We start from the raw sequence: 24,400 nt of genomic DNA, 5'->3' as shown, positions 1-24,400 counted from the left end.
TAGGGTGTCACCAGCACCGCTAGGGCTTTTTTTATTTTCATAATAATTATACCATCTTCATTCTTGGGACTTTTCACTTGCTTTTATCAACTTATCCATAAGTTCATCAAGCTTGTCATCACTTTCATTGCCTAATCGTTCAGCAACTGTAGCCTTTGCTTCCGATATACGAGTATCTGCAATAAGTTTTTGAAGTTTTTGTTTCTCAATAGGATCGACTAATGGATAGCGCTTCATAATTTCTTTTGAAGCTGTAATTTTGTCCTTGAAAGAAGGCTTCTTTTTGATTACAACCACATCATCAGCAGTAGACATTGGAACTTCTTCAACAACTTCATCTCGGAGTACTTTAGTATAAAATTCCAACACTTCTTTAGCATCAGCGATCTTATGTGACTCAATTTCAGCCATTTTAGCGTCAATATAAGCTTTCAGGTCAGGTTTAGTCAGGTTTTCCTGACCAATTGATTTAGCAGTTTTTGGAGAATATCCCGCTTTAATGGCTGCCTCTTTAGCATTCCCAGACTTTATATACTCATCACAAAATATTTTTTGTTTAGTTGTTAACTTCCGTTCCAAAACATCTCACCACCACCTTAATTTAGACAAAATAAAAGTCAGCTTATGCTGACTTAAAAATCATAAATTTTCCAGACAAAACTTATATTGTTTATCGTAATCTTCAAATTCATCAATTATATTAATGCTAGATAATATCTCTCCATCTTTAGCTACTAAATTAATTAAAATATTTTGACCACCAATCCCAACCCTTTCTTTAGTTTTTTTGTCGTCAATATTTTTTTCGATTTTCATTAGTTCTTTGAATATATGAATTTTATTATTTGAATCGCTATTAAGCAAATAATCTATCGCTTCTTCACACTGAGGCTTTAATATCCAATTAGGATTTGAATAACTTGCGATCTCCTGAATACCAAATTTATTAGTGCTCCTAAGAGCATAAGCATGTGTATTCATATCTTCATCAAAGCCGAAGATATAAATTGTTGTGTCTGTATTTACTTTTTCAATATTATTTTTTAAAACATCTCGAATTATTAGACTAAATGTTTTAACTTCTTTCGATAAAATTGATCTAGATCTATCAAAAGCTAGTCTAATAATTGAAAAATCTCCAGTTCCACACAATATGCTTTGAGTAAAAGGATAATATTCAAATTTTTGAGTAAAGTAAGATGGAATAGTTTTTCCGTTGTTGTTTTTTCTCGATGCTAAAGTATCCATAGATAAAATAATACTATTAGGACTAATTTCAGCATTTAAAGCAGTCATAAAATCACCTCAATAACAATTATAAAAAAATCAATTTCGAAATAATAGGATTTATTCTTTGAGATGAATATAAATTTAAGCTAACTAAGTCCAACAATGGTAAATATTTTAGAACTACTGCTAAAAATTTCATAAAAGCCTTCATAAAAAAAGAGCTGGCCTTTCGACTAGTCATTATAAAATTAATTATTTTTCCCATCATTCGAATCATTTATCTCCGAAGGATATTCATAATTCATTTTTAATATCATTTCGCAAAACTTTATAATCTTTTGTGCATCTTCTTTAGTATTAACTTGTATTTCATGAGTTGCTTCGTTGCCGTATTTTCGAATTTGATCAACCCAATCATGACTTTTAACACTTACAAAATGATTCTCATTTAAATAATTTACATATTCAACAAATTTAAGATTATCTTTAGCCCCTAAATCTACAGCAACATGCATTAATAACTTTCTGCACAATAGAACTACTCCAGTAAAAGCATTTGCACCGTAACAACTTCTAGCTTCTTCATAAACATCGTTTACATCTTTAGGAACTCCACTAACTGCTACCCCATATCTATTTCCTGGTACTTGAATATCATCATAAATAAAAGTAGGCATATAACAATTAGTACATATATACACACCAATACTTTCTGTCGGATTTACTCTACCTTGATCTACAAGAGGCATTCCTTTATCACTAGAAACATACGCTCCACAGTAACCGCATGTAAAATTTTTGCTAATCATATTGTTTTTATTCCATCTTATATAACCATCAATAATATTATTTGTAAAAACATTCATTTTATTTAGCCTCCATTCGTTTCAAAAATAATTATAAAAAAGTCAAGCCTAATTAAAAGACTTGACTTTTTGAAACGAATGGAATTATTTAGTCCTAAAAAGGACTACAGCAACTGATGGAATCGAACCACCTTCTCAAGCACATTGTTTAACTGTACACGCTTTGTTCTCCCATTGAACTAAGTTGCTATAAAGATTAGCCTTAGTGGCTTAAAACTAAGCATTTCAAAACTAAAGCTAATCATAATTATGCTCTTAAAGGACATTCTTAAAGAATGCATGTATGCGCAGCTAACACAGAGCAATAGCCTAAATGTTAAATACATAAATATAGAGAGGAATTCTATTAATGCGGTGAATTAATTTTCATTAACTCACAATATATATTTAACCATACCTAAAGACTATTGAAGTACCATAATTATACCTTCAAAGTACCCTTACTTATATTTATGAAGATCAACAATAGGTTCACAGTTATTAAACCTTTGCCAGTAATCGAAGCTATCTGCAACCACAATTGGAACTTCTTTATAGCCCAATTTCTTAGCAGCCTTGTACCGTGTATGACCAGCTATGATTACCCCCCCATTATCGACAACTATGGGCTGTTGCCAGCCAAATTCCTTAATAGAATTAGCTACAGCGTCAACTGCATCATCATTATTTCTAGGGTTGTTCTCATAAGGTTTAATCTTATTAATTGAAACTGTCTCAACTTTCATACTTAACTCCTATTCCTTGAAATAAACACTATAAAACAAAAAACGAGCTAATCTATAGGACTAGCTGGGCTCGAACCAACAATACACAGGATCAAAACCTGATGCCTTACCAATTTGGCTATAGTCCTAGAATGCTCTGTTAGGTACAGAGCTAAACCAGATGCAATTCTGTAAATTAAAATCAGACAAACAAAATATATTCGTGATCTAAATAATATTATTTTTACGCCTGCTTTCCGACAGGCAATGGGCAGGCGAGGAATTGAACCCCGCTACATAGTTGTGAAAGAAAATTCCTCTTTTCTTTCTAAATTCCAAATTGTGCCACTCTACCCACGGCAGTTGCTGCTGCGGGCCAGCCAACAACGCCCCAGCTCTTCCCACGCTCTCCTCGAAACCGTTGAGGGTCATGGCATAGGCGTCATTTACCTAGGCAACTATTATATACAATAGCCAATAATGGACTACCGCCTAGGCTATCAAGCAATCAGGATTCGAACCTGAGTGCCTGAGTCAAATAAATAAGAAAAAGTAAAAAATAAAAGAATTGTAAGCTAAAAACTAAAAATAAAAGTCATTTAGAGGAATGTTTATCGCCTGAGTTTAGTCAGGCTATAACCGCCAGTCGAATTGAACGACTGCTAACGTCTACCAAGAACGGTTACTTTTAATCTGTTACTTACCGAACAAATTAAGATCTTGTATTAATTTCGAAAGGAGATATTCTTTCAAACGTACCGCACGTATCAAGGTGAAGTCGAAAGATCGTAACCACCACGTCTAATCTTTCGACAATAACAATTTATCATGAAATGAACGCAAGCAGCGCGCAAGGTTTACGCAAGCTTTACGCACGACTAATTTTTCCGGATCTTAATTTTATCCGGCCATACTGTTTTGACCTTTTGACTGAAAACTCTTAAGTCGGGTAAATCATTAACACCAAAGTATTTTTTCCAGTAAAGCCATCTATCAGCGAACTCACACTGAGCATTAATCTTCTTAGTATCAATTGACCTAGTCGACAAATTAACTGTAGCTGCTACATCAACGATACGTAACTGGTCAATGTAAGTTCCAATTAAGATACGTCTGTAAGGCTTTAATGATGTATCAGTGCAATTATCCATCGTCCGATAAATCGCTGCACAGACCTTCCTAGCAGGATCAGCAATATCAATATCGTCTTGTGCTTCGTCAATAAAGTTCTTTTCAACGCCATTTTTGTTTGTCGATCCAGGTGCAAAAGATAATTGAGGGCTTGTAAGCTGATTACGATGTAAGCCAGCTAAATTAAGATAGCTCTGAAAATTAATAGTCAGGAACTTATCCACCCTTTTAGCTGTAGCCCTTAAATTTGGCTGTAATCCTAAGTCAATCTGATACACACTTACACTCCCTCTCGTCTTCTAGTTGTTTAATTACTTGCTTTATTCGCTGCGAACATATCAGTAAATATTCGATCCGTGATCTCATAAGGATCTTCATCTTCGGGACAATGATGCTTAGCATACTTTAAGATGTTCAAGTACATCATGACTGCTGTTTCATTGCCTACTTCTAAATCGTTCCTAGTTTCGTCCATCATTCGACCTCACTTTAATTTCATGCTCAATCAAAGGCAGCAGCTCCTCAGCTTTATCTTCGTCAATCATTTCTTCGATTGTTGGCTCTATAATATTTTCAAAATTCTTGATGTTTGATTTAAGCATTGATCTAAAATTCTTAAGTTGTTCTGTCTTAAAATCCTTATACGTATAAGGATTTACTTCATGCCCGTATAGTTGCATTGCTAGAACTCCTTGTCAGGTTCTGATAATGCTCTCTTCAACTCTTCATCAGTTATTTTTGTTTCTTCAGCTACTCTTAAGTCCCAGACACCATCGCCCATGTATGTCAAAATGTCATCATAACTGAAAGAACACATATAGCCGTATTTAGTATGAACTCCCCACACACAGTTAACTGTAAACTTTCTTGGATCAAATTTAAACAGACCGTTATCTTCTAAGAAACTTCTAGTATATGTGTCTTCAAAATCTTCTCTCGTTCCTCTAGCCCCAATCTTTAACTCAATTGCCATAGTTATCTCTCCATTTCTTGTAATACTCTTCAACTTCTTTGTCATAATCTACTGGCTTAAGTGAACCGTCTTCTTGTACGTGATACCACTTGCCTTTTTGATACTTCAAATTATTGCTCATAGACAAAACACCACAAATCCGACAGCACCTAAGCAAATTAGCATCCCTGCTATACTGATTAATTCTGCACTATGCTTCATACTTTCTCAGCTCCCGAACCATAGATTGAGTAGTCACTCTTTCATCACTTTTCAACCAATTTGCGCTCCAGTCTAAAGTGTCAAGTTCAAAACTCAAAGAACAGTTATGCTGTTCAGCAATCTTTTTTGCTAACTTCAAAGCCAATCTCTTATCGTTAGCGATGCTTGCATCTACAAATTTACTTACCAGACTCAAATCAATTTTTTGCATCTAATCACCCATATCTCTCTTAATCCTCACGTCAACTCTTGCACGCTCGGCATACCTCTTTTTGACTAACAAGGTTGTTACTTGCTTGTCGTCATGATAAACACCTCTCATAACTTCAACCATTTTGTGAAGTCGTTTATCACGCCTCATCTTTGGGTTCATGCCGTCCATGATGATTTTGCCCACGTTATCAGCATCAGGCTTCTTAGTTGGCAGTTCTTGGTTAGCTAAACATAAAGCCTTACGTTTCTTGCTTAAACTCTTCGGTACTTCAAAATATGCCATGATCTTAACGTCTAAAGGTTCATCTTTATCAAATATTCCTTTGAAACTATTAATCGCTGTATACCTGACTAAATCCTCATATCGTGCAGTCTTAGCTGGCGTGTAAGTTACCGTCCTAGTAACTCTCGGTCTTGCCTTACCAATCGGCGGTCCTTCAATCGTAAAGTTAACTCTCATATACTTAATTTCCTAAATTGTAATAATCCCATCAACTTCGTTTGTGCCTTCATCGTCTTCAAACGAAATTGTCAAGTTTAATCCGATTTTTTTCTGTAATTTCCGTAGATCATCAAGACTCATAAGTTCTATTCGGTACTCAAGTTCACGTGTTTTTTTATTAATTTCAATTACTTTGAAATTATTCCTTTCCAAGATATTTAACCAGTATTCATTTAAATTTCCCTGTATATCAAAAGGTAAATCTTCTTCCAATTTAAAAATCATATTTACATCGCTCCTACTACCAAAATTACTATAGCTAGCAGAATTAAGAATGCTGCTGCAAAAACCCAATCAGGCATAAATGAACCCCACCATAACTGCAACTTGTCTAATATCGTGAAGAATTGGATCTTGCAACCATTCTCGATACTTATCGCTAACTGGCATATAGTCACTTGCAGCTCCAAGTTCCCAGTCCTCTTTCAGGGCCTTTTCATCATCAATATCCAACAAAATTCTGAAAGCACCTTGAAAAGTTAAGCCGCCACGTTTCACTTCATCAGATAGCCAATCAATTCTTGCTTGAACAAAATCTGGTAAAGGGAAGTTCCTTGCAGGTGGAGAACACTTCCCATCTACCACTCGCCAGCCATAAGCCCAACGATAACTCTCTTCTACACTATCTTTTTCTACTTTAATTTTTTTCATAGTTTCCTCCCGCATTTAGGACAGTATTCAATATAAGCCATGGTTCTATATTCGTTCTTATTGGTAATTACTATTGACCATAATTCATCACCATTTTGAATTTGCAAAATATGTCTGAAAGTATAATGAACTAGATCATCTCTAATTCTTTTTACGCCCTGACAATATGGACATTTTTCTCTAGTTGCTACTGTCATTCGATCACCAGCTTTGCGTTTACTTTGTGCCAATTGGGACCCATTTTGCAATAAAGTTCTGCTAAATTTTCACAACTATCGCCATAGTAACAACCTTCCATGGTGCTGTAGTTTCCAGATTCGTCAGGAGTAATATCTATTAAGCAATATTTTCCATTGTTATCTTTTACAATTAAGCCTGTTAATTGAGCGCTCCCAGATACAAGTACATCACCCAAGCGCCACTCTTCTTTCTTTGTGCGATTATCAATAATTTCCATTGTTAATCCTCCATTTTGTACAGTGTTAATCTTTGACTATTTTTCGATGCGTTTCTGTGATATGCAGGTTTCGACAAGTACAACAGAGATTGTTTCTTTTTGTGATACTTTTCAGCTAAATAATCTGCTGTACCAAGATCAATGAATGTGTCACCTCTATACATTGCATACCACTTTGGTTTTAGCTGGGTTTTACTCATTTTGACTTACCTGCCTTACTACTCCATGGAGCTTCTTAGCAACTTTTGCTGCCTCTTTCTTGTCGATAAATATCGACTTGGCATATCCAGCTGAGCGACCTGTTGTGTCTAAGATCTCAACCACGTACATATCAGGAACTGAGTACCAGCGATATTGTTTAGCATCTTCGATGATTTTCTCTAAATCGTGATTTTCTTCAAGCATTCTGTTCTCCTAGTTATTAACATCCATACCTAATAATTCAGCAATTTGTAAAAGAACATCATAATTTGCTTCTTTCAAATCTTTCACATTCATAGAATGCGACTTGCCATCTTTGGTTACCGTTACATTGTTCTTCAAATCGTTAATATCTAAAAGATAAGTCAAACCGGCTTTAATATTTTCAATTTCGTTCATCGTGCTAGTCCTTTCTAAACGTTCAAGGTTGATACCATAACTTTTTGATAAATATCATCAAATTTTCCTCTTAGCGCTTTGTTAATAATGTATTTCTGACCTTTAGGTGTTACCCATGTTTGAGAATATCCTCTGCCATCTCTGGTCAAATTATGTGTAATTCTAAACAGACCTCTTTTAACCATCTGTGTCATTGGCACGTTCCAGCTATGATTAAAACTTGAAAGATATTTTTCTTCTCTAAGTAATTGGAATAGTTGATTTCTTCCAATCACAAAACCGTTTTGAGTTAAAATTTCAGCTAATTCGCCAACAGGGATTGCATGATGGCTATATCTAATAGCCTTGGCAAAAACCACATCGTCAGCATCTTTAGCAATCTTAGCTGCTTGTCTAGCATTTGTTTCTTTTAGTTCTCTCTTTTCAGTTTCCAGCAACTTCACCCGATTGTTAGCGATAGTTAAGGCGCGTTGCATAATCATGTCCGGATTATTCCACTTCTTTTCAACTTCGATTAAGTATTCTCGATATTCCTTGCCCTTTGAGGTACGGCTCAAAAGACACAGCTGCTTAGCCATATCAATTGTGAGTGCATAGTCCTGAAGCTCAATGCTACCGCGGTTTTCTCTAGGTGTACTTATAAGTACACGTTGGAAATCACTATTTTCTTTAAAGTCATTGCTGTTCTGTTCCCACCAAGCGGAAAATCTTCGCTTGATACCTAATCCCTTATATAAATCTCTAGCACTAACTAGTTGCTGGTCATTCTTGACCGTTACTTTGATTAATTCGTTATTCATCTTCATCGTCCTCATCTTCGCATAGCATATCCGTAATACGCTCGTAAGCATCTTCTTTGGCTGGGTTCAAGTCGTTAACAGTTAATGTCTTGCTATCGTCGTTTAATCCCATTAGGTACTCAATTGGAACTTCTAAAAAGTTAGCCAACTTTTGCCAAATTGCTAAAGAGTTATGTATTCCATTTTCCAATCCTTTTTCGAAATTTTCTAAAATTCTAAAATCAATGTTGGTTTTAGCTTGTATATCGGCAAGAGTTAATCTCTTTTCCAATCTCAATTTCTTTAGCCTATTTTGCATGGTGGTTACCTCCCGTACTCTCTGAAAATTGCGTTACGTTCTTCTCGCGTCATTTGTAGTGTTGTTTGCGATTGTTGTTGCTGAACCTTATCCCAGTTTGTAGCCCTTCGAACTGGCTTATTTCTAAAATTGTTTCGTGGAATAGGTCCTGTATCTGGCTGATTTAGATATGCTTCAAACTTAGTTCCAAAAAGAGTTTCTGGTCTTAAGTACTGAACCATGTTGCCATCTTGTAGCCATTCAGCACACTTCTTGTCTATAACAGACTTAAAGTCAATATCAGTAAAGCCCTCGTTGTATCTAGCTTTAATTAGTCGCCTAGTAGCTTTAGAAGTTGGACGATAATGTGAATTAGTCTTTCTGTTTAAGTAATCGATAATTTTTTCGTAAGGTATTTTTTGAGATTTTTGTTCTGGATCGGTGTCGATGTTCTCTGAACTCGACAATTTATATATATTATTATCTTTACTTAACTTATCTTTACTTAACTTATCTTCGGTATACACTTTGTTATCATCTTGTATACAAGATGTATCCATGTTGTCTACAACTTGTTTACTTTTTGTATCCTGAACAATCGGCTTTCTTGTAACAAGGCGGTATTGCTTGGTTTCGGACAGCTCAAGTTGTTTTTTATCTTCTTTATAAACTGTTTCATGATAGCGATCTTTAGGAATGTAGTTATGAACGAACCAGTCTGTTATAGCAATTACTCCATCTTCAAATACAATTACGTATCCCTTTTCAACTAGAATTTTTAAATCGTCTTGTTGTGCACCAATTGATCTAACTATAGTTTTAGGATTTCCTAAAAATCCATCATCATCTGCGTGCATACATAAGTGCCAATATAGATTTTGACTAGATACGGGCATATCTAAGAATTTATCAGTTTCAACAATCTTATCGCTGTACATTCTTCTACCCATTTTGACCTCCTATTTGATGTATTCCCCGTCAGCAGGTAATGTTCCGAATAAATTGGATACATCTTCTTGTTTTGGCTTCTCTTCACTTCGCTGTGCTTCTCTTAATTTTTCTTCTTTTTTAGCTTCCTCTTCGGCTTTCTTTAAAGCCTCTTGCTTATCTTTTTCACGCCGTTTGTAACTTTGATTTAACTGATAAATGGCTTGGGCGTCCTGCGGAGTATGTGATCCTCTAATCCAATCTTGAGCATCAGCAATTCCATCTACAGCTTCTTGATATAATTCAGCTAGATTAGCTTTAATTCCGTTATAGTAAACCGTGTAATTATCTAACTCTTGTTTAGATAAGACTTTAGGCTCTTCAATATTTTTTACGTCCTGCGCATCATCGTCATCTTCACTAGCAATTCCAAAAGCTGCACTTAAGGAATAACGCTTAGCATAACTGATTAAGCTAGCTGTTTTCTGTGCGTCTCCCACATTAAAGTTTTTAAACCAAACTTTATTTGTGACAGCATAAAAGCCAGATACATCTACTAGAATGGTTTGTACATCTACACCTTGATCCGTGTTGTTAACATCAAAAAAGTAAGTAAACTGTACATTGCCTTTATCATCAACAACTTTTTTAGTGGCTTCCATAACTGATTTATCAACGTCTGCTAAGTCTGCATACTTGTATTCATACGTATAAGGCTTACCAGTTTTAGTTTTTCCTGATACTTGAACCTTATGACTTCTTTGTGGTTGTTTGATATTAGCTTTAACTTGTGCGAAGTGTAATGCCCAACTTGCACGATCTTTTACTTCTCCGACAAACTCCATCTTTATTACCTCTCAATTGGTTCTACTTTTAATCCTTGACTTTTTATAAATTCGACTAACTTTTTCATCTGTTCATCTGATCCAGTAATTTTTAGATAAGCAACTTTTGTTTCGCCAACTACTTCTCCAGTAGTCGTATCAATTACTGAATTGCCTTTAACTTGTTGCTTGATAGGCTCATCTTTTTTTAAACTTAGTTCTCTTTGACGTTTTCCATCATTCTTAATTCGAGCTAATATTTCAGAAATAGTTAGATCATCAATCAAATTGATATAACTATCTGGTAAAATTTGCTCTTTTTCAGCAGCTTCTGTAATTAAAGTGATTTTTTCATTTTTGAAATCACGTTCTTGTGCTGCCTTTTCTAAAAGTTGATTGATGTTTTCTTCAATCTTCTTCCAGTTATTAGACTTGTTATCCCATTTAGCGTCATAGGCTATATCTTCATGAGTAAGACCAAACTTTTCAGCCATTTTGTCGATGTGCTTAATATTAGCTTCGTGTCTTAACTTAATACCTTGCTCTCTATAGTCCTTCAATCCTTGATGAATTTGACCAGAAACATCTGTAATCTCATCAATTAAGGCGTCCATCTGCTCATTGAACTCATCTAAGGGTTTTAATGCTTGCTTTCTAACAGTACTTTTAGCAGCCTTTAAAGCCTTAGCTTTTTTATTTAAATCAGCAGCAATTGCTCTATCCCCTTTTAGATTTTCAGGAACAACAACATAGCCGTTATATCTCTTATATATTTCATCTGTCTCTTCTTTAAGCTTTCCATAATCGTCAAACTCAATTGAGGCTGGAGTAAATTTAACTTTATAATCAGGACTAGTTTCATCTAATTTTGTTGAAATTTCTTTCATCAGTAGTTCCCCTCAAATCCGTCAAAATAATCTAGTACATCCTCTTTCCAAAGATCATCATTGGGATCTTCTACACTGGCAAGCTCTTCAATTAATTCTCTTTTGTCGTCCCAACCTGTAAGACCCATATAAGTATCGATACCCAATCTAAAAATTTGAGCTGTAACGAAATGTTTAAAACTTAAATAATCCTGATTTGCATCACCAATGGTTACAAGGCTTTTGCCTTCCATTGCTGAACTAATACCTTGTTTTGCTAAATTTCTTTGTTCTTTTTTCAATCGCTGCTCTCTATAAGTGGCAGCTTGTACGGGTGTCATAATTTCGACCATTGTGGTAAAATACTCCTTAGTAATTTAATTTATAAAACCTTTGATTAGTCGTTACTGATTTGCAGTCGGTAACGGCTTTTTTTGTTGCATTAAAGCAATTTCGAATTGTTTCTGGTACTCATCAACATCTAGTGGTGACTTATCTTGTCTAGCAAAAAATGCGTTGCTATTGCTGATTAATCTTGCTTCTAATGTCATCTATCCCACCTCCTTTAAAGGAATATTCTCCAGAAGTAATAGCCCAACATAGTGATACATATAACCCCTGCTGCAATTACTTCTGAACACACAATTGCAACCAGCCAATCTGTCTTCTTACGCTTCATTCCAGCGATCTCCAATCGTTACTAAATCTGTAAGTGCTGCGTTAATTTGCTCTTGCTGTTCCTTAGTACCTACCTTTTTAAACATATCGGCTAACTGAATAACACTTTCTAAGGTGTTACCTAGATAGGCAATTTCAGCCGATCCATCTTTGTTAACAACAATCTGTTCATCTTTGATGCCAATCTGATATTCAGCATCTTTCTTCCACTCGAATACGCCTCTTGATACCAATTGTCTAATTACATCGCCCGTTGTAACCTTTATCATTTTTCTACCTCCCAAAATCTTTCTTAATACTTGCATTCCAATCAATGCGGTGATAGTTTTCTTCAATCCACTTTTTAGCGTCTTTTCTAAAAATGATTGTTTTCTTGCCGTTGTGTGGGTTAACTACAAAACCACCATTTTCGAAATCAATTTCCTTTTTAAACTTATCGAAAACATACAACCTTACCCACTCTTGACCTTTACCTCCGCAATACTTTTTTCGGAACTCATCAATGTTAATTGTTGCGCCCTCTGCTTCTTCCTTTTCCTTATCAAATAAAGCTTTGATAATCGGCTTAAAGATAACTATGAGAGCATCTTTATTAATTAGCTCAGGCATTTAATCACCTACTTTATTATCACTATTTGTTTCTATTTTGTAGCAACTTTATAAGCTTTAGTAGTAATTAAATTTAAAAAAATATCCTGCCCCTTGATATTAAATAATTTTGCCATGGCTTTAATATACTTGGGCTTTGGAATTGCTTCTCCTCTCTCCCACCTTGAAACTGTAACATTAGTAACGCCTAATCGCTTTGCTAATTCAGTTTGCGTAAGCCCAGCTCCAACTCGTAAGCTTTTAAGTTCCCGCTTCATTTTATCAACTCCTTTATCAACTTACATATATATTATATACATCATAGTTTATAATGTAAACACTTTTTACTACTTTTTTTACTTTTTAAGTTAAAAATATGTATAAAGTATTATAATTTAAGTACAATAGTTGATAAACGGAGGTTGAAGAGCATGATTGGCGATAGAATACGTGAGTTGAGGACATCTCATAGACTCTCACAAACAGAACTAAGCAAATTATTACATGTATCTCAACAAACTATTACTAAATGGGAAAATGGGAAAGCTGAGCCTTCAAGCGGTGCTTTAGCTAAACTAGCTGAATACTTTGATGTGTCAGCTGATTATTTATTAGGTTCAGATAAAACTAGTGAGCCTAAATCCGTTGACCTAGAAAAAGATCCTGTCGTTCTTAGTTACGGTGGACGCCCTGTTTCAGAAGAAGATATGGACGTTATCAAAGCAATTCTTGAAAGACATAAGAATGATGGAGACGTTCACTACGAGTAATGCCATGTACAATAATGATTTGCTAATCTATATTTGTAATTTAATTGAAGATCATCATCTTTCTTACATACTATCCCGCTTAGAAGACAGACATTTCCGTTCTAGGTATCTTCCTAAACAAAAAACTATCATTATTAATACAAACTGGTGGAATCCACCAGAAATTCCATTCATGGCTGCTCACGAATTAGGGCATTATATAAATGGCGATAAAGGTGTTATGTACTATGACCATACTTATAAATGGCAAGAACATCGTGCTTTTAATCGCAATGATGATGCTTTTAAGGAAGATCAAGCTGATCTATATGGATTAGATCTCATCTGGAATTATGCTTCTTCCCAAGGATATACCTGTGAAGACCCTGGAGAATTTATGCTACAGTTTGGAATTCCTGAGAGATTGAAAAAAGTGGTTGCCCAAAAATTTGAAAGCAATAATGACTTACTATTTTAACCTTTATAGTCCAAGACTGATGACTTAAAAAGCTGATGTTAAGGTTAGCTCATAGGAGGATTTTATGAAAAAGAAATATTTAGTTGCTGCTACCGGACTTGCCCTACTTGGCTTGTCTATGTCAGCTTGTTCATCTAATAGCGGTAGTAAAAGCGATTCTGCTAAAACTTCCCAAAAAAAGAAAAAGAATGAAACTATCTCTCAAAATAAAGAGTTGAGAGAAAAGTTCGATCAAATTAAAGTTGGTGAATTAAGCAATCATGGTGAAGGCGGTTCCACTATTCAAGATGTAGAAAAGTTACTGGGAAAAGCTAATACAACTGATACCACTACCGTAGATAGTTATAAGACAAAATCTTATATCTGGAATAAAGGCGCTGTTACTGTTACCGTTCAATTTGAGCCAGATAAGGCTGTTACTAAGGACATCACTGGCTTTAAGTGGGGAAAACGTGATGAAAAATTAGATCTTGCGGCTTTTAATAGTATTCAAGACGGCGCCACATATGATGATATCGTTAAAAAATATGGGGAACCTGACAGCTTGAACGAGTCTCTTCTTCTTGGTACTAAGACGGTTACGGGATTATGGTACACCGGTATTAAAGGAAAAGCTGACGGTGCATTTGCTTCTCTTACATTTGAGAATGGTGCATTAACCTCTAAGACTCAAACCGATTTGAAATAGTTTTAAAACCAGTTAACGCTGGTTTTATTTTTACGATCAGATAGAACTAGTGTTCTGAAAGGAGGTGACAAAAATGTTAACCAATCGAGAGAAACTTAGAAGATTAGGAATTTTCGCATGCGATCCTTATGGAGAAAAGAAAGATATTTGTGATGAAGATTATCAAACATTGTTGAAGCTTTTTAAAATTTCTAATGAAAAAAAGGATTAAAAATGTCTGTTTATAAGGATAATAAATCAAAAACATGGTATATCAAGCGTTCTTGGTACGATGTAAATGGCAAACGTCACTATATTACCCGCCGAGGATTTAAAAATAAACGTGAAGCTGAAAAAAAAGATAATAAATTAGCAGTCCAAGTAAGCGATGGTGTTAACGTGACAGAAAACCCGATTTTCGCCGATTATTACGATAATTGGGTAAAGACATACAAAGGTACTCCAAACGGTCAAAGTAATTCTGTAGCACCTAATACATTAACTGAATATATATTGCAAGGTAAACGGATTAGAAACTACTTTGGAGCTACCAAAATCAAATCAATAAAAAGAACCACCTATCAGCAGTTTATAAATGATTTTGGAAAAGACCATGCTAAGACGACCATGCGTAAACTTCATAATATTATCAAAGCTTGTATCCGTTCTGCGATTAATGACGGCATAATAACAAGAAACTTTACTGACGATATTTCACTAGCTTATAACCAAGATAAAGCCTATAAGGTTACTTATTTACAAGACAAAGATATTCCTAGACTATATAAATATCTTTACGACCATAGGAAACCTCAGTATTCTTCCTCATATATGCTAATGTTAATGCTCCTAACGGGCTTAAGAGAAAGCGAAGTTGCAGGATTAACATGGGATAATATTAACTTAAAAAGCAATCTCATTACTGTAGAAAAAAGTTGGGTATATACTCAAAAAGATTATGGACCAACAAAAAACGGGTCATCTCAACGAATTGTGAGTGTCCCGTCTAAAATGATGGATTGTATTCAAGAATTAAAAAATAATCATAAAACCAAAGTTTTCTGGTCAAAGACGCATAGATGCCTACCCGGATCTAAGGGCTTAACAGAATGTCTTAGAACTGCACTAAAAAATTTAGGTATTTCAGCCGATGATTTCCACCCTCATTCTTTACGACATTCTCAAGTTGCTCTTTTGCTTCAAGCTGATATTTCTACTTATGACATTGCACAACGCCTAGGACATGCTACAACTAAAACTACAGAAGAAACATACGCCTATGAATTTGAAAAGCACAGAGAATTAGTTAATAAAAAAATCAACGATGTATTATCCAAAAAAATTGAAGATTAACTTGCTTAGGGGTCATTTGGGGGTCAAATTTAATTTTTGTTTATTTATAAAGTCCCACAAATAGCTCTACATCAATATGACCCCGGTGAGATTCGAACTCACCTCTACAGTTTAGGAGACCATTGTTCTATCCAGATGAACTACGGGGTCAAAATCAGTTTCTACTTTAACATAAAAACTGACTTTTAACTATTAAAAATTTAATACTGTGGTAAATAGAAATTACGTTGATTATTATCTTGCTTAGTGATCTGGTCAGCCGCAAAAACAAACGGCATCCAAATAAGAAGTGCGATTACCATATTAATAAGTGCTAAAACAATAGCTCGCCAATCATAATTACATGCTAGAAACGGCCCAATAAGTGGCGGCATTACTGTTGGAACAAAAATTTGAACCGGATTAACTAGACCTGCCGTTGTTGCCCAATATGCTAGTGACACATTTACAAGCGGAGCAACAACAAATGGAATTAAATAAACTGGATTAAAAACTACAGGCAAGCCAAAAATAATAGGTTCATTAATATTGAATATACCAGGTGCTACAGCCATCTTAGCTATTGTTCGATAATCTTTACGTTTAGAAAACATTAAGATCGCAATAATTAATACTAGGGTACCTCCTGCTCCACCAAACCAGGCAAATACATTAAATGAATCGCGAACCCAAATATATGGAACACGCTCACTGTTTCGAACAGCTGTAACGTTAATATTTTCTGGGGTTAACCACAAAGAGTCCATTACTGGAGTTAAAACACTGATGCCGTTAATTCCAAAGAACCAAAAAATTTGCACCAGAAAGGTAACCAATAAGACGACTCCAAATCCCTGTCCCAAATTAACCAAGGGACGCTGAATAGTCGCAAGAAGCCAATTGCCAAAATAAGTTCCAGTAAGCCGTTGAAATGCATAATTAACAAAGCCAACAATAAACACTGAAAGTAAAATTGGAATTAAGGTACTAAATGCCACCCATTCAGCATGAGGCATACTGGTATCAACTTTGAGTCGAATTCTTGCCTTATAAAATACAATAAACAAGGCAGTCCCAATGCAACCAAAAATAATAGCCGTAAACAAGCCCATTGTTGAAAATTGCTTGATATCAAAAGCATTTTTAATATCAACTACGTCTCCATCAATATGTAATTTTACTGAATCACTAATACTCATTGCAAAGGCAACTAAGGAAGCAACTGAGCCAGCAAAACGATTTACTTCATAGGTCTTAGCTAAGTGATAGCCCCAAGAAATCGCAAAATAAACTGCAAAAAGTGCGAATGTACCTTCCCAAATAATATTATCAATTGCGACAACTGGCTGCATCAAAGAATAAAAAGTATCCCAATGCATCTGTACTTTAGCGGCTCTAATGATGCTATTAAATAGCATCGCAATTGAACCAGCCATTGTAATCGGTAATAAAGAAATGAAAGTATCCCGCATTGCAACTAGCCACCGAACTTGAGCTAAACGAGATGCAGGCGGTAAAACGTAAGTTTCAAGCCATTTAACTAAAGATGACATTATTTCTCTCCTCTGCTCTTTCGAGGATGGTATCCTTTATTTTTTTTATTACGCCAACGCTTCTTTTTATGTTTTGGCTTACTTTTTTCTACTTTTTTATGCTCTTTCTTTTCTACTGCCTCTACCTTTTTAGACTTAGGTTTTTCAGTAGTTAAACTATAACCAGCAAAATATGCTCTTTCAATTTGATAAGTACCAGCTAGCAATTTCTTTAAATTTCTAAAGTCATGGTCATCCCCAAGAGTAACGACTGTACCTGACTTATTCATCCGTCCAGTTCTACCGCTACGATGTAAGTATGTATTAACTTCACTTGGTATTTCAAAATTAATGACATAACTAACATCAGGTAAATCTAAACCACGCGCAGCTAAATCAGTCGCAAATAAGAACTTAATCCGCCCCGCTTTGAAATCACTAAGCAACTTTTCGCGATTTTGCTTACTAGTTTCATTACTTAAAACAGCAAATTTAGTCTTACTATGACTAAAAATTCGTGCGAATCTCATTTCAGTTTCAGTACTGTCAAAGAACAGAATACCCTTGAACTTATCTAATTTCGCTAACCGTTGTAAAAACTGCATTTTATATTCATTTGAAACTTGCAAGAAATAATGCTTAACTTCAGACTTTTGCTCTGGCCGTACATCAACCAATAAAAAAGTATGATTAAAAAGATCTTCTGCATTTTTAGTTACTTCAGACTCTGAAGCACCAAAAAGTAAAATTTGAGCTGTTGAGGATAAATTTTGTCCTAATGAACTTAATAAATCTAATTTTGCAAATTCTAAAATATCATCTGCCTCATCAATTACTAAGGCATTAATATCTTGATATTTAATCCGATTCTCGGATAAAAAATCAAAAAACCTTCCCGGAGTAGCAATAATTATTTCTGGCTTTTCTTTTTTTAAACGCTCTAATTGTCTTTTTCTATTGCCGGCCCCAACTAGTGCGATTGTTTTAAGTCCTAAAGCTTTAGCATAAGGCAAAAGATTATTTCTCGTTTGAATTGCTAATTCAGTTGTCGGCTCTAAAATAACTCCTCGGCCGCCAATTTCGTCAATTCGCTCCATTACTGGCAATCCATATGCCAAAGTCTTTCCCGTACCAGTCTTAGCTAGCCCAACCAGACTCGCACCATTGTGTATTGCATCATAGGTCCGCTCTTGAATTAAAGTTGGTTTAGTCTTGCGTTCTCTTTCTAAAACTTGTGAAACTGCTTTTGAATACATTTTACTTCCTCTATTGTGTTTTCTCTTGACTATATAGTTGCGCATATTGCGTATTAGTACCAATGTAAGCAAACATTGTGACGTCTCGATCTAAATTATCAATATTTTTAACTCTTCCATTTTGAGTGTAACACCAAAAGGCATAATGTCGTCTATCTTTTAAACTTGCTCCCGTATATAAAAATCTTGTTCCTTCTGGAAAGTAATTATGATAACGGTAGTCGCCTGCTATCATCGTTCTCTTGCCAAGATTATTTATCATCTGAGCAAATTCACCCATTCTTTTCCAGTATGACTTAGTTAAGTGATTAGTAGCTGGCACAATCATAACTGGTAAACTGCCAGTATTAGTTCCAACTTTATTTACAAAATATTGATACTGATCCTGATTGCTGGTTTCATCACTATAGGCAATAATTGTACCAAAATTAAGATTAGTTCCCTGAAGCTGATCACGGTAAAGTAAATAATTGTCGTCAAAATACGATTTCCCTTGCGTTGAACGCAAATAAACAAACGAAATCCCGTTCTTTTCTAATTTATGAAGGTCAATATAATCTTTAGTTTGATCTAATTCAATTCCAAGTACACTCATATTTGAGCCACGTGGCACAGTCGTATTTTGCCTCATATTGAAATATCCCCATACTAACCCAGAAAAGGCTAGAATGAGCAAAATAATAATACTTGGAAAAGTATATTTATGTCGATAACGATGCACAATCATCCCTCCACTAGTTATTTTAACGAACTTCTCCTTTCTATACCACTTTCACTAAGATTTAGTATAAAATGATATCAATACTAAAAGTTATAAATGAATTGAAAGGAAAGCACATATTGAAAAGACAAATTAGCTTCGGACAGGCGCTGGCTACAGTGGTAGGAACTGTAATTGGCGGGGGCGTCTTCTTTAAAATCGGTAGCATTAGTCATGAAACAGGCACACCATCTTTAACTCTTTTTGTTTGGATTTTAGCCGGTATCGTTTCTATTGCTTCTGGTCTAACAGTTTCTGAAATTGCTGCTGCACTTCCAGTTACTGGCGGATCAATTAAATATATTGAATATACTTATGGGAAAGTTTGGGGCTTTTTATTTGGCTGGGCACAAATGCTAGTCTACTTTCCTGCCAATATCGCCGCTTTAAGCGTGGTATTTGGGCAACAATTTGCTGTCTTATTTGGTTTCCCTACTAAATATGCAACCCTGATTGCTTTATTGCTCGCTCTTTTTTTAATGAGTTTAAATTTTATTTCTACCAAATTTTCAACCAGAATGCAGTCAGCGATGACAATTCTGAAGGCTATTCCAATTGCATTAATTGTAATTTTTGGCCTTTTTAATTCAACTAAAATTAATGTCAACTTACTTCCCTTAAGTTCTGGCCATAATATTTCTTTTTGGGCTGGTTTAAGTGGCGGTTTACTAGCTGCTTTATTTGCATACGACGGCTGGATCAATGTCACCAATCTAGCTGGTGAAGTTAAAGAACCAGAAAAGAACTTGTCAAGAGCCATTATTATTGGACTATCCGCAATTACTTTAATTTATGTGTTAGTAAATTATGCTTTCTTAACTGCAATTCCCTTTAAAGAAATAATTGGCAACCAAAATACTGCTTATCTTGCCTCCTTAAAGCTCTTTGGCAGTCTAGGGGGCAAATTAATTACAATCGGAATTTTAATTTCTGTTTATGGAGCAATTAATGGCTTTATGCTTACAGGAATGAGAATTCCATATACTCTAGCAAAAGATAAAATGTTGCCATTTTCCAATAAAATCGGTCGCACTAACATTAATACAGGTGTACCGACAATTAGTGCTTTGATTATTTTGACCGTTTCCTTAATAATGATTTTTTTAGGAACTTTTGATCTCTTAACTAATATGTTGGTATTTGTTATGTGGACCTTTACGACATTAATTTCAATTGCGGTGGTAATTCTACGCTATCGTGAGCCTAAACTAGAACGGCCATATGTTGTTCCTTGGTACCCAATTATTCCAATCATTTCAATCGGCGGTGGTCTTTTTATTGTAATTAGTACCGTAATTAATGAATTCTGGCTTTCAATAACTGGAATTGGTTTAACAGCTTTGGGATTACCTGTTTACTACTATATGAAGAAACATAATCATCAGAATTAATTTATAAATAAAGGGTTGAAACTATCTCTCGTGAGTAGCTTTCAACCCTTTTTTGTTTGTCTATTAAAGTAATATTTTAACTATTAACGATTTAAGTTTGCCTGAATAACTTCTGGCTTTAAAACGCCGACATAAGGTAAATTACGATATGCATTTAAGTAGTCTAAACCATAACCAACAACAAACGCATTTTCCACTTTTGATCCATAGTAATCTACAACTACATTATCTTCACGACGTTCAGTCTTATTAAGTAAAGCACAGCATTTTACACTTTTGGCACCACGCTTGTTTAATAGATCCTTCATGAACTTCAAAGTATGACCAGTATCAACAATATCTTCAACTAGTAAAACGTCTCTATCTTTGACATCAGCTTGAACATCAATATCTAATCTGACTTTACCACTTGACTCAAAACCGTCACCATAGCTTGAAACATCCATGAAATCATTTTGCATCTTTACATTCATGTGCCGAGTTAAATCCGTCATGAAATAAACTGCACCCTTTAATACGCCAATGACTAATGGAAACTTTCCAGCGTAATCTTCAGTCAATTGTTTGCCAAGTCTTTGACAAATTTCTTCAATATCATCTTGGCTGAATAAAACACGATCAATAATGTTGTCAATATTATCACTATTTTGCATCTTAACCCTCTATATCCTTTTATAAATGCTTTGTTATTAGTAGAATTATAACATTTAATTATTAAAAAAAGCACCCATCTTAAGGTGCTTTTTACCGATTATTTAGCTTTTTCTTCTTTATTTTGATCGCTATCTGCTGCTTTCTTATCAGTGTTCCTGGCTATCTTAGAAACAAGGAACCAACGCATGAAACCTTGTTCGATATTTACCAATTTGAACTTAAAGCCTTCTAAGTCAACAGATTCACCCTTCTTCAAGTTAGGGTAATGTTCCATCATATAGCCACCGATAGTAATTATATCGCTGTCTTCAAAACTCTTAAGTTTAGTATGGAAGTAACGTTCAAAATCGTATAAAGTAGTCTTTCCTGAAACATGAATGTCCCCATGATCATCACGAACAATATATTCATCAGAAACATCATCAATTTCATCTTTAATTGAACCAAAGAGCTCTTCATAAATATCTTTATCCGTTACGATACCGCTGGTGCCACCATATTCATCTACTACTAGAACAATTGGAGTATGTTTTTTGATCATTAACTTCAAGATATCTTGAATCAACATGGATTCAGGCACAGTAATGATCGCTCTAATAATTCTAGTAATCGGGACATCAGGACTTTCTTGATCTTGGCTTACAATATCATAAGCATAAACATAACCGACAATATCGTCTTTATCATTATCACGAACAACTGGAAAACGACTAAAACCATCCTCAATATACTTCTTTAAAGCAGTTTTAACATTATCAGTGGCATTCAAAACTTGAAGCTGAGTACGATCAGTCATAATATCTTTAGCAACCTTATCATTTAATTCAAAGGCACGCTCCATGTATAACAAATCGTCTTTATCAAGTGATCCACCAGTTACAGCATTACGTGATAAACGTAGAATTTCAGATTGTGAATAAACTTCGCTTTCTTCATCAGCTGATTGCATTCCCAATAAATGAAGTAAGCCATTAGCGCTATGGTTAAGTAACCAAACAAATGGATATACTACCGTATGAAAGACTGTCAAGGGAGTAACAACAGCCATCAAACACTTAACAGGCATATCGATAGCAATATTTTTAGGAACAATTTCAGTTACAACAACTTCTAAGTAGGTTAACAATACAACACCTAAAGTTGCTCCTAATACACCGCTAGTCTTTGCCCCAAACCATGGCGTCATCTTAAATACATCAGTCAATAATTCTTCGATTGTTCCTTGACCAATCCAACCTAAAATAACACCGACTAAGGTCGTACCCACCTGAGTAGTAGATAATGATTCATTTAAGTTATGAACCATGTGCAAAGCACGCTTTAACTTCTTAGGATTGCCTTGACCGTTTGCTAGCATATCTTCTAGCTGACTAGATCTAGTTTGCACTAAAGCAAATTCGGCAACAACAAAGAATATCGCAATTAAAAACGTTATGAAAATGACAATTAAATTAGTAGTTATAGTACTTGTAGACAAGTGATCTTCACCTTTTTTATATATTAAATAATTACATCTCTATTTTAGCATTATTTCTCCGAATCAGGGATCCAGTTTGCAACTAATCCTGGATGATTATAATTTTCTTCAATATTCTCTGATACTTGCTTATTATAAGAATTTGCCGGTAATTCAACCTTATCGCGCAAATCATGTTTTAAATCAATAAAACCTAATTTCAAAAATTTTTTATTTTTCATCTTAAAATGATATCCAGTAAAGTAGGCTTTATTACCAGGAACCTTCTTACAATCTGCTAAACTAAATTTCATTACTGTATTATCCAGTTTAACAAAGGCATAATAGTCATTTTTACCAAGATAAGTAACTTCTTGTTTAACAGGAATTTTTTGATAAATCGAAGGCAAATGAGAAGGTGTCTTAATATCTGCCACATATTTAAATGCCTCAATTTCATTTGGATCATAATATTTTTTAGCAAAAATTTGGGCATCGTATACTCTTACCATTGCAGTTAAGTAATGATTTTCCTTCATATATTCCGTTGACTCTTTATTTTTAAAATAAGATGCACCTAGAAAAAGGCACAAAACTGTAGTCGTTACCCCAAATAAAACTGCTGTTAATTTATTTTTTACACATAAAAATGGGATTAAGCCAACAAATAAAAAGATAGTTCCTAAAATTAAAATATAGCCAGGTAAAGTGTAGTTATACCACTGATCCCAATTAGCCCACTGCTGCGGAGAAACTAATAAAGTCATCATTTTCATTTCCTTTTACTATTTCTTATAATTATGCCATATTTTAATTTTATTTTAAATAAGTGAGTACAAAAAATCCTGAAGAATTAAAGTAAATTCACTCAATTCTTCAGGAAATCATGATTAAAGATTTTTCTTAATTTTTAAGATTTCATCTAGTGGTACACGCTTAGACTTATAATTATTAATTGTTGCTTTTTTATTAGGATATCCTAAGCCAATTCCAATTCCAATTGTTTCATCTTCCGGAATATCCAAATATTTTCTGATCACTTCAGGATACTTAACAAAAGCATGTGCTGGCATTGTACTTAAGCCGCGATTATTTGCTGCAAGCATTAAAGTTTGTGAAAAACCACCTAAGTCAAAGATTGACCAAGCTGGAGATTGTTTAGGAATAGTAAGAAAAACAATTACAGGAGCATTGAATAATTTAAGTTGAGCTTGATCAAAGTCATCAGCTTCTCCTCGTAAGAAATAGTCTAAAGTTTCACTCATTGTTGCCATATTCTTACTTGGAAATGTATCCCATTCAACGTTTAATAATGAATCAAATTCTTCATGGGGTTCTTCATTAGCCAAGGTCTTTTCTTCGTGTTCTTTTCGAATTGTTTTTGCTACTTCACCTTCAGCAACATAAATACGCCAAGGCTGTGAATTAAGTAAAGATGGTGTTCTTTGTGCTTCTTCGATAACTTTACGTACGGTCTTTTCACTTACTCTTTGATCCGTGAATTTTCTTGTTGCATGTTCACGGGTTAAGACATCTTTAAATTCCATCCAATCATCCCTTCAATATTTCATTAATAAAATTACACTTACATTCTATAAGTTCATTATAACAGCTATGCTGCACTTAGGATAGAGCAA

At 34.7% G+C, this 24,400-nt stretch carries 40 protein-coding genes and 2 tRNA genes; 6 read left to right on the top strand and 36 right to left on the bottom strand.

Annotated features, from left to right (window positions below; translation table 11 throughout):
• Positions 1 to 57: 57 nt before the first annotated feature.
• From LGAS_RS02975 to LGAS_RS02840, 28 genes are all read right to left on the bottom strand, one after another.
• Positions 58 to 579: a terminase small subunit gene (locus tag LGAS_RS02975; protein ID WP_011678827.1), complete on the bottom strand. Its 522-nt coding sequence runs from the start codon at positions 577 to 579 to the stop codon at positions 58 to 60.
• Between the two features lie 60 nt (positions 580 to 639).
• Positions 640 to 1,296 (bottom strand): hypothetical protein, encoded by a 657-nt coding sequence (locus tag LGAS_RS02970; RefSeq protein ID WP_003648517.1) that lies wholly within the window; start codon positions 1,294 to 1,296, stop codon positions 640 to 642.
• Positions 1,297 to 1,478: 182 nt separating this feature from the next.
• Positions 1,479 to 2,096 carry a DUF4145 domain-containing protein gene (locus LGAS_RS02960; protein WP_003648039.1) on the bottom strand — a complete coding sequence of 206 codons (618 nt, stop codon included), beginning with the start codon at positions 2,094 to 2,096 and terminating at the stop codon, positions 1,479 to 1,481.
• Positions 2,097 to 2,536: 440 nt separating this feature from the next.
• Positions 2,537 to 2,821, bottom strand: a complete 285-nt coding sequence (locus tag LGAS_RS02955; protein ID WP_011678826.1) for a ParB N-terminal domain-containing protein — start codon at positions 2,819 to 2,821, stop codon at positions 2,537 to 2,539.
• A 55-nt stretch (positions 2,822 to 2,876) separates the two neighbouring features.
• Positions 2,877 to 2,949, bottom strand: a tRNA-Gln gene (locus LGAS_RS02950).
• A gap of 729 nt (positions 2,950 to 3,678) precedes the next feature.
• Positions 3,679 to 4,209 carry a hypothetical protein gene (locus LGAS_RS02945; RefSeq protein WP_011678825.1) on the bottom strand — a complete coding sequence of 177 codons (531 nt, stop codon included), beginning with the start codon at positions 4,207 to 4,209 and terminating at the stop codon, positions 3,679 to 3,681.
• Between the two features lie 29 nt (positions 4,210 to 4,238).
• On the bottom strand, positions 4,239 to 4,409 hold the full coding sequence (locus LGAS_RS09550) for a hypothetical protein (RefSeq protein ID WP_011678824.1): 171 nt from the start codon (positions 4,407 to 4,409) through the stop codon (positions 4,239 to 4,241).
• Positions 4,393 to 4,611 (bottom strand): hypothetical protein, encoded by a 219-nt coding sequence (locus LGAS_RS02940; RefSeq protein WP_011678823.1) that lies wholly within the window; start codon positions 4,609 to 4,611, stop codon positions 4,393 to 4,395. The genes LGAS_RS09550 and LGAS_RS02940 overlap by 17 nt, the downstream gene beginning before the upstream one ends.
• 2 nt (positions 4,612 to 4,613) lie before the next feature.
• Positions 4,614 to 4,904, bottom strand: coding sequence for a hypothetical protein (locus tag LGAS_RS02935; RefSeq protein WP_011678822.1), 291 nt, complete (start codon positions 4,902 to 4,904; stop codon positions 4,614 to 4,616).
• Positions 4,894 to 5,025 (bottom strand): hypothetical protein, encoded by a 132-nt coding sequence (locus tag LGAS_RS09745; RefSeq protein ID WP_255308706.1) that lies wholly within the window; start codon positions 5,023 to 5,025, stop codon positions 4,894 to 4,896. Before LGAS_RS09745 ends, LGAS_RS02935 begins: the two co-directional genes overlap by 11 nt.
• Positions 5,026 to 5,094: 69 nt before the next feature.
• Positions 5,095 to 5,316, bottom strand: a complete 222-nt coding sequence (locus tag LGAS_RS02930) for a hypothetical protein (RefSeq protein WP_011678820.1) — start codon at positions 5,314 to 5,316, stop codon at positions 5,095 to 5,097.
• On the bottom strand, positions 5,317 to 5,778 hold the full coding sequence (locus LGAS_RS02925; RefSeq protein WP_011678819.1) for a RusA family crossover junction endodeoxyribonuclease: 462 nt from the start codon (positions 5,776 to 5,778) through the stop codon (positions 5,317 to 5,319).
• A gap of 12 nt (positions 5,779 to 5,790) precedes the next feature.
• Complete coding sequence (locus tag LGAS_RS02920) at positions 5,791 to 6,045, bottom strand: hypothetical protein (protein ID WP_238374678.1); 255 nt, start codon at positions 6,043 to 6,045, stop codon at positions 5,791 to 5,793.
• Positions 6,046 to 6,114: 69 nt separating this feature from the next.
• Positions 6,115 to 6,471 carry a hypothetical protein gene (locus LGAS_RS02915; protein ID WP_025012258.1) on the bottom strand — a complete coding sequence of 119 codons (357 nt, stop codon included), beginning with the start codon at positions 6,469 to 6,471 and terminating at the stop codon, positions 6,115 to 6,117.
• Positions 6,468 to 6,668 carry a hypothetical protein gene (locus LGAS_RS02910; RefSeq protein WP_025012259.1) on the bottom strand — a complete coding sequence of 67 codons (201 nt, stop codon included), beginning with the start codon at positions 6,666 to 6,668 and terminating at the stop codon, positions 6,468 to 6,470. Before LGAS_RS02910 ends, LGAS_RS02915 begins: the two co-directional genes overlap by 4 nt.
• Entirely contained in the window at positions 6,665 to 6,928 is a 264-nt protein-coding gene (locus LGAS_RS02905; RefSeq protein WP_011678816.1) for a hypothetical protein, read from the bottom strand. The genes LGAS_RS02910 and LGAS_RS02905 overlap by 4 nt, the downstream gene beginning before the upstream one ends.
• Before the next feature lie 192 nt (positions 6,929 to 7,120).
• Positions 7,121 to 7,333: a hypothetical protein gene (locus LGAS_RS02895; protein WP_011678815.1), complete on the bottom strand. Its 213-nt coding sequence runs from the start codon at positions 7,331 to 7,333 to the stop codon at positions 7,121 to 7,123.
• Between the two features lie 9 nt (positions 7,334 to 7,342).
• The gene (locus LGAS_RS02890) at positions 7,343 to 7,528 is read right to left on the bottom strand and encodes a hypothetical protein (protein WP_003648027.1); all 186 of its coding nucleotides are present in this window, start codon (positions 7,526 to 7,528) and stop codon (positions 7,343 to 7,345) included.
• 14 nt (positions 7,529 to 7,542) lie between these two features.
• Positions 7,543 to 8,328 (bottom strand): antA/AntB antirepressor family protein, encoded by a 786-nt coding sequence (locus LGAS_RS02885; RefSeq protein ID WP_025012261.1) that lies wholly within the window; start codon positions 8,326 to 8,328, stop codon positions 7,543 to 7,545.
• Positions 8,321 to 8,626: a helix-turn-helix domain-containing protein gene (locus LGAS_RS02880; protein WP_011678813.1), complete on the bottom strand. Its 306-nt coding sequence runs from the start codon at positions 8,624 to 8,626 to the stop codon at positions 8,321 to 8,323. Before LGAS_RS02880 ends, LGAS_RS02885 begins: the two co-directional genes overlap by 8 nt.
• 5 nt (positions 8,627 to 8,631) lie before the next feature.
• Positions 8,632 to 9,555 (bottom strand): conserved phage C-terminal domain-containing protein, encoded by a 924-nt coding sequence (locus tag LGAS_RS02875; RefSeq protein ID WP_011678812.1) that lies wholly within the window; start codon positions 9,553 to 9,555, stop codon positions 8,632 to 8,634.
• Positions 9,556 to 9,564: 9 nt separating this feature from the next.
• Complete coding sequence (locus LGAS_RS02870) at positions 9,565 to 10,377, bottom strand: ERF family protein (RefSeq protein WP_011678811.1); 813 nt, start codon at positions 10,375 to 10,377, stop codon at positions 9,565 to 9,567.
• Between the two features lie 5 nt (positions 10,378 to 10,382).
• Positions 10,383 to 11,243, bottom strand: coding sequence for a DUF1351 domain-containing protein (locus LGAS_RS02865; RefSeq protein ID WP_011678810.1), 861 nt, complete (start codon positions 11,241 to 11,243; stop codon positions 10,383 to 10,385).
• Complete coding sequence (locus tag LGAS_RS02860; protein WP_011678809.1) at positions 11,243 to 11,575, bottom strand: hypothetical protein; 333 nt, start codon at positions 11,573 to 11,575, stop codon at positions 11,243 to 11,245. Before LGAS_RS02860 ends, LGAS_RS02865 begins: the two co-directional genes overlap by 1 nt.
• A 51-nt stretch (positions 11,576 to 11,626) precedes the next feature.
• Positions 11,627 to 11,773 (bottom strand): hypothetical protein, encoded by a 147-nt coding sequence (locus tag LGAS_RS09630; RefSeq protein ID WP_011678808.1) that lies wholly within the window; start codon positions 11,771 to 11,773, stop codon positions 11,627 to 11,629.
• Positions 11,774 to 11,890: 117 nt separating this feature from the next.
• On the bottom strand, positions 11,891 to 12,169 hold the full coding sequence (locus tag LGAS_RS02850) for a hypothetical protein (RefSeq protein ID WP_025012262.1): 279 nt from the start codon (positions 12,167 to 12,169) through the stop codon (positions 11,891 to 11,893).
• Positions 12,170 to 12,173: 4 nt separating this feature from the next.
• Positions 12,174 to 12,509: a DUF771 domain-containing protein gene (locus LGAS_RS02845; protein WP_011678806.1), complete on the bottom strand. Its 336-nt coding sequence runs from the start codon at positions 12,507 to 12,509 to the stop codon at positions 12,174 to 12,176.
• Between the two features lie 32 nt (positions 12,510 to 12,541).
• Positions 12,542 to 12,766: a helix-turn-helix transcriptional regulator gene (locus LGAS_RS02840; protein ID WP_011678805.1), complete on the bottom strand. Its 225-nt coding sequence runs from the start codon at positions 12,764 to 12,766 to the stop codon at positions 12,542 to 12,544.
• Between the two features lie 153 nt (positions 12,767 to 12,919).
• Here LGAS_RS02840 and LGAS_RS02835 point away from each other — a divergent pair, with 153 nt between their 5' ends.
• From LGAS_RS02835 to LGAS_RS02820, 5 genes are all read left to right on the top strand, one after another.
• Positions 12,920 to 13,258 (top strand): helix-turn-helix domain-containing protein, encoded by a 339-nt coding sequence (locus LGAS_RS02835; protein ID WP_025012263.1) that lies wholly within the window; start codon positions 12,920 to 12,922, stop codon positions 13,256 to 13,258.
• Positions 13,233 to 13,715, top strand: a complete 483-nt coding sequence (locus LGAS_RS02830) for an ImmA/IrrE family metallo-endopeptidase (RefSeq protein WP_011678803.1) — start codon at positions 13,233 to 13,235, stop codon at positions 13,713 to 13,715. The genes LGAS_RS02835 and LGAS_RS02830 overlap by 26 nt, the downstream gene beginning before the upstream one ends.
• A 64-nt stretch (positions 13,716 to 13,779) precedes the next feature.
• Entirely contained in the window at positions 13,780 to 14,403 is a 624-nt protein-coding gene (locus tag LGAS_RS02825) for a DUF3862 domain-containing protein (protein WP_011678802.1), read from the top strand.
• Positions 14,404 to 14,476: 73 nt separating this feature from the next.
• Complete coding sequence (locus tag LGAS_RS09625) at positions 14,477 to 14,614, top strand: hypothetical protein (RefSeq protein WP_170246882.1); 138 nt, start codon at positions 14,477 to 14,479, stop codon at positions 14,612 to 14,614.
• A gap of 2 nt (positions 14,615 to 14,616) precedes the next feature.
• Positions 14,617 to 15,735, top strand: a complete 1,119-nt coding sequence (locus LGAS_RS02820; RefSeq protein ID WP_011678801.1) for a tyrosine-type recombinase/integrase — start codon at positions 14,617 to 14,619, stop codon at positions 15,733 to 15,735.
• Between the two features lie 77 nt (positions 15,736 to 15,812).
• Here the strand turns inward: LGAS_RS02820 and LGAS_RS02815 are convergent.
• From LGAS_RS02815 to LGAS_RS02800, 4 genes are all read right to left on the bottom strand, one after another.
• Positions 15,813 to 15,885 (bottom strand) — tRNA-Arg (locus LGAS_RS02815).
• Positions 15,886 to 15,935: 50 nt separating this feature from the next.
• Positions 15,936 to 17,267: a PTS sugar transporter subunit IIC gene (locus LGAS_RS02810; protein ID WP_003647587.1), complete on the bottom strand. Its 1,332-nt coding sequence runs from the start codon at positions 17,265 to 17,267 to the stop codon at positions 15,936 to 15,938.
• Positions 17,267 to 18,502 (bottom strand): DEAD/DEAH box helicase, encoded by a 1,236-nt coding sequence (locus LGAS_RS02805; RefSeq protein ID WP_025012252.1) that lies wholly within the window; start codon positions 18,500 to 18,502, stop codon positions 17,267 to 17,269. The genes LGAS_RS02810 and LGAS_RS02805 overlap by 1 nt, the downstream gene beginning before the upstream one ends.
• A 10-nt stretch (positions 18,503 to 18,512) precedes the next feature.
• Positions 18,513 to 19,229 (bottom strand): GH25 family lysozyme, encoded by a 717-nt coding sequence (locus tag LGAS_RS02800; RefSeq protein ID WP_003647589.1) that lies wholly within the window; start codon positions 19,227 to 19,229, stop codon positions 18,513 to 18,515.
• A 113-nt stretch (positions 19,230 to 19,342) separates the two neighbouring features.
• Between LGAS_RS02800 and LGAS_RS02795 the strand changes: the two genes are divergently transcribed.
• Positions 19,343 to 20,653, top strand: a complete 1,311-nt coding sequence (locus LGAS_RS02795) for an APC family permease (RefSeq protein ID WP_003647590.1) — start codon at positions 19,343 to 19,345, stop codon at positions 20,651 to 20,653.
• Positions 20,654 to 20,736: 83 nt separating this feature from the next.
• On the opposite strand, the gene hpt is transcribed toward LGAS_RS02795, so the two are convergent.
• From hpt to LGAS_RS02775, 4 genes are all read right to left on the bottom strand, one after another.
• Positions 20,737 to 21,306, bottom strand: a complete 570-nt coding sequence (gene hpt, locus LGAS_RS02790; protein ID WP_003647591.1) for a hypoxanthine phosphoribosyltransferase — start codon at positions 21,304 to 21,306, stop codon at positions 20,737 to 20,739.
• A 98-nt stretch (positions 21,307 to 21,404) separates the two neighbouring features.
• Positions 21,405 to 22,784, bottom strand: a complete 1,380-nt coding sequence (locus LGAS_RS02785; protein WP_003647592.1) for a hemolysin family protein — start codon at positions 22,782 to 22,784, stop codon at positions 21,405 to 21,407.
• 50 nt (positions 22,785 to 22,834) lie between these two features.
• Positions 22,835 to 23,533 carry a hypothetical protein gene (locus LGAS_RS02780; RefSeq protein ID WP_025012251.1) on the bottom strand — a complete coding sequence of 233 codons (699 nt, stop codon included), beginning with the start codon at positions 23,531 to 23,533 and terminating at the stop codon, positions 22,835 to 22,837.
• 120 nt (positions 23,534 to 23,653) lie between these two features.
• On the bottom strand, positions 23,654 to 24,310 hold the full coding sequence (locus tag LGAS_RS02775; RefSeq protein WP_003647595.1) for a nitroreductase: 657 nt from the start codon (positions 24,308 to 24,310) through the stop codon (positions 23,654 to 23,656).
• Positions 24,311 to 24,400: the final 90 nt, after the last annotated feature.

The organism is Lactobacillus gasseri ATCC 33323 = JCM 1131, from assembly GCF_000014425.1.
Taxonomy (GTDB): domain Bacteria; phylum Bacillota; class Bacilli; order Lactobacillales; family Lactobacillaceae; genus Lactobacillus; species Lactobacillus gasseri.
This window is presented reverse-complemented; position numbering and strand designations above follow the sequence as displayed.

What these genes read in the sequence shown, in the direction of transcription:
- LGAS_RS02820 (WP_011678801.1), top strand. Translation starts at nt 14,617, where the DNA reads ATGTCTGTTTATAAGGATAATAAATCAAAAACATGGTATATCAAGCGT.
- LGAS_RS02970 (WP_003648517.1), bottom strand. Translation starts at nt 1,296, where the DNA reads ATGACTGCTTTAAATGCTGAAATTAGTCCTAATAGTATTATTTTATCT.
- LGAS_RS09625 (WP_170246882.1), top strand. Translation starts at nt 14,477, where the DNA reads ATGTTAACCAATCGAGAGAAACTTAGAAGATTAGGAATTTTCGCATGC.
- LGAS_RS02780 (WP_025012251.1), bottom strand. Translation starts at nt 23,533, where the DNA reads ATGATGACTTTATTAGTTTCTCCGCAGCAGTGGGCTAATTGGGATCAG.
- LGAS_RS09745 (WP_255308706.1), bottom strand. Translation starts at nt 5,025, where the DNA reads ATGAGCAATAATTTGAAGTATCAAAAAGGCAAGTGGTATCACGTACAA.
- LGAS_RS02865 (WP_011678810.1), bottom strand. Translation starts at nt 11,243, where the DNA reads ATGAAAGAAATTTCAACAAAATTAGATGAAACTAGTCCTGATTATAAA.
- LGAS_RS02840 (WP_011678805.1), bottom strand. Translation starts at nt 12,766, where the DNA reads ATGAAGCGGGAACTTAAAAGCTTACGAGTTGGAGCTGGGCTTACGCAA.
- LGAS_RS02940 (WP_011678823.1), bottom strand. Translation starts at nt 4,611, where the DNA reads ATGCAACTATACGGGCATGAAGTAAATCCTTATACGTATAAGGATTTT.
- LGAS_RS02800 (WP_003647589.1), bottom strand. Translation starts at nt 19,229, where the DNA reads ATGATTGTGCATCGTTATCGACATAAATATACTTTTCCAAGTATTATT.
- LGAS_RS02925 (WP_011678819.1), bottom strand. Translation starts at nt 5,778, where the DNA reads ATGAGAGTTAACTTTACGATTGAAGGACCGCCGATTGGTAAGGCAAGA.
- hpt (WP_003647591.1), bottom strand. Translation starts at nt 21,306, where the DNA reads ATGCAAAATAGTGATAATATTGACAACATTATTGATCGTGTTTTATTC.
- LGAS_RS02775 (WP_003647595.1), bottom strand. Translation starts at nt 24,310, where the DNA reads ATGGAATTTAAAGATGTCTTAACCCGTGAACATGCAACAAGAAAATTC.
- LGAS_RS02960 (WP_003648039.1), bottom strand. Translation starts at nt 2,096, where the DNA reads ATGAATGTTTTTACAAATAATATTATTGATGGTTATATAAGATGGAAT.
- LGAS_RS02850 (WP_025012262.1), bottom strand. Translation starts at nt 12,169, where the DNA reads ATGATAAAGGTTACAACGGGCGATGTAATTAGACAATTGGTATCAAGA.
- LGAS_RS02935 (WP_011678822.1), bottom strand. Translation starts at nt 4,904, where the DNA reads ATGGCAATTGAGTTAAAGATTGGGGCTAGAGGAACGAGAGAAGATTTT.
- LGAS_RS02910 (WP_025012259.1), bottom strand. Translation starts at nt 6,668, where the DNA reads ATGACAGTAGCAACTAGAGAAAAATGTCCATATTGTCAGGGCGTAAAA.
- LGAS_RS02845 (WP_011678806.1), bottom strand. Translation starts at nt 12,509, where the DNA reads ATGCCTGAGCTAATTAATAAAGATGCTCTCATAGTTATCTTTAAGCCG.
- LGAS_RS02810 (WP_003647587.1), bottom strand. Translation starts at nt 17,267, where the DNA reads ATGTCATCTTTAGTTAAATGGCTTGAAACTTACGTTTTACCGCCTGCA.
- LGAS_RS02830 (WP_011678803.1), top strand. Translation starts at nt 13,233, where the DNA reads ATGATGGAGACGTTCACTACGAGTAATGCCATGTACAATAATGATTTG.
- LGAS_RS02825 (WP_011678802.1), top strand. Translation starts at nt 13,780, where the DNA reads ATGAAAAAGAAATATTTAGTTGCTGCTACCGGACTTGCCCTACTTGGC.
- LGAS_RS02920 (WP_238374678.1), bottom strand. Translation starts at nt 6,045, where the DNA reads ATGATTTTTAAATTGGAAGAAGATTTACCTTTTGATATACAGGGAAAT.
- LGAS_RS02915 (WP_025012258.1), bottom strand. Translation starts at nt 6,471, where the DNA reads ATGAAAAAAATTAAAGTAGAAAAAGATAGTGTAGAAGAGAGTTATCGT.
- LGAS_RS09630 (WP_011678808.1), bottom strand. Translation starts at nt 11,773, where the DNA reads ATGACATTAGAAGCAAGATTAATCAGCAATAGCAACGCATTTTTTGCT.
- LGAS_RS02885 (WP_025012261.1), bottom strand. Translation starts at nt 8,328, where the DNA reads ATGAATAACGAATTAATCAAAGTAACGGTCAAGAATGACCAGCAACTA.
- LGAS_RS02905 (WP_011678816.1), bottom strand. Translation starts at nt 6,928, where the DNA reads ATGGAAATTATTGATAATCGCACAAAGAAAGAAGAGTGGCGCTTGGGT.
- LGAS_RS02930 (WP_011678820.1), bottom strand. Translation starts at nt 5,316, where the DNA reads ATGCAAAAAATTGATTTGAGTCTGGTAAGTAAATTTGTAGATGCAAGC.
- LGAS_RS02880 (WP_011678813.1), bottom strand. Translation starts at nt 8,626, where the DNA reads ATGCAAAATAGGCTAAAGAAATTGAGATTGGAAAAGAGATTAACTCTT.
- LGAS_RS09550 (WP_011678824.1), bottom strand. Translation starts at nt 4,409, where the DNA reads ATGATGGACGAAACTAGGAACGATTTAGAAGTAGGCAATGAAACAGCA.
- LGAS_RS02895 (WP_011678815.1), bottom strand. Translation starts at nt 7,333, where the DNA reads ATGCTTGAAGAAAATCACGATTTAGAGAAAATCATCGAAGATGCTAAA.
- LGAS_RS02875 (WP_011678812.1), bottom strand. Translation starts at nt 9,555, where the DNA reads ATGGGTAGAAGAATGTACAGCGATAAGATTGTTGAAACTGATAAATTC.
- LGAS_RS02805 (WP_025012252.1), bottom strand. Translation starts at nt 18,502, where the DNA reads ATGTATTCAAAAGCAGTTTCACAAGTTTTAGAAAGAGAACGCAAGACT.
- LGAS_RS02860 (WP_011678809.1), bottom strand. Translation starts at nt 11,575, where the DNA reads ATGGTCGAAATTATGACACCCGTACAAGCTGCCACTTATAGAGAGCAG.
- LGAS_RS02955 (WP_011678826.1), bottom strand. Translation starts at nt 2,821, where the DNA reads ATGAAAGTTGAGACAGTTTCAATTAATAAGATTAAACCTTATGAGAAC.
- LGAS_RS02835 (WP_025012263.1), top strand. Translation starts at nt 12,920, where the DNA reads ATGATTGGCGATAGAATACGTGAGTTGAGGACATCTCATAGACTCTCA.
- LGAS_RS02870 (WP_011678811.1), bottom strand. Translation starts at nt 10,377, where the DNA reads ATGGAGTTTGTCGGAGAAGTAAAAGATCGTGCAAGTTGGGCATTACAC.
- LGAS_RS02890 (WP_003648027.1), bottom strand. Translation starts at nt 7,528, where the DNA reads ATGAACGAAATTGAAAATATTAAAGCCGGTTTGACTTATCTTTTAGAT.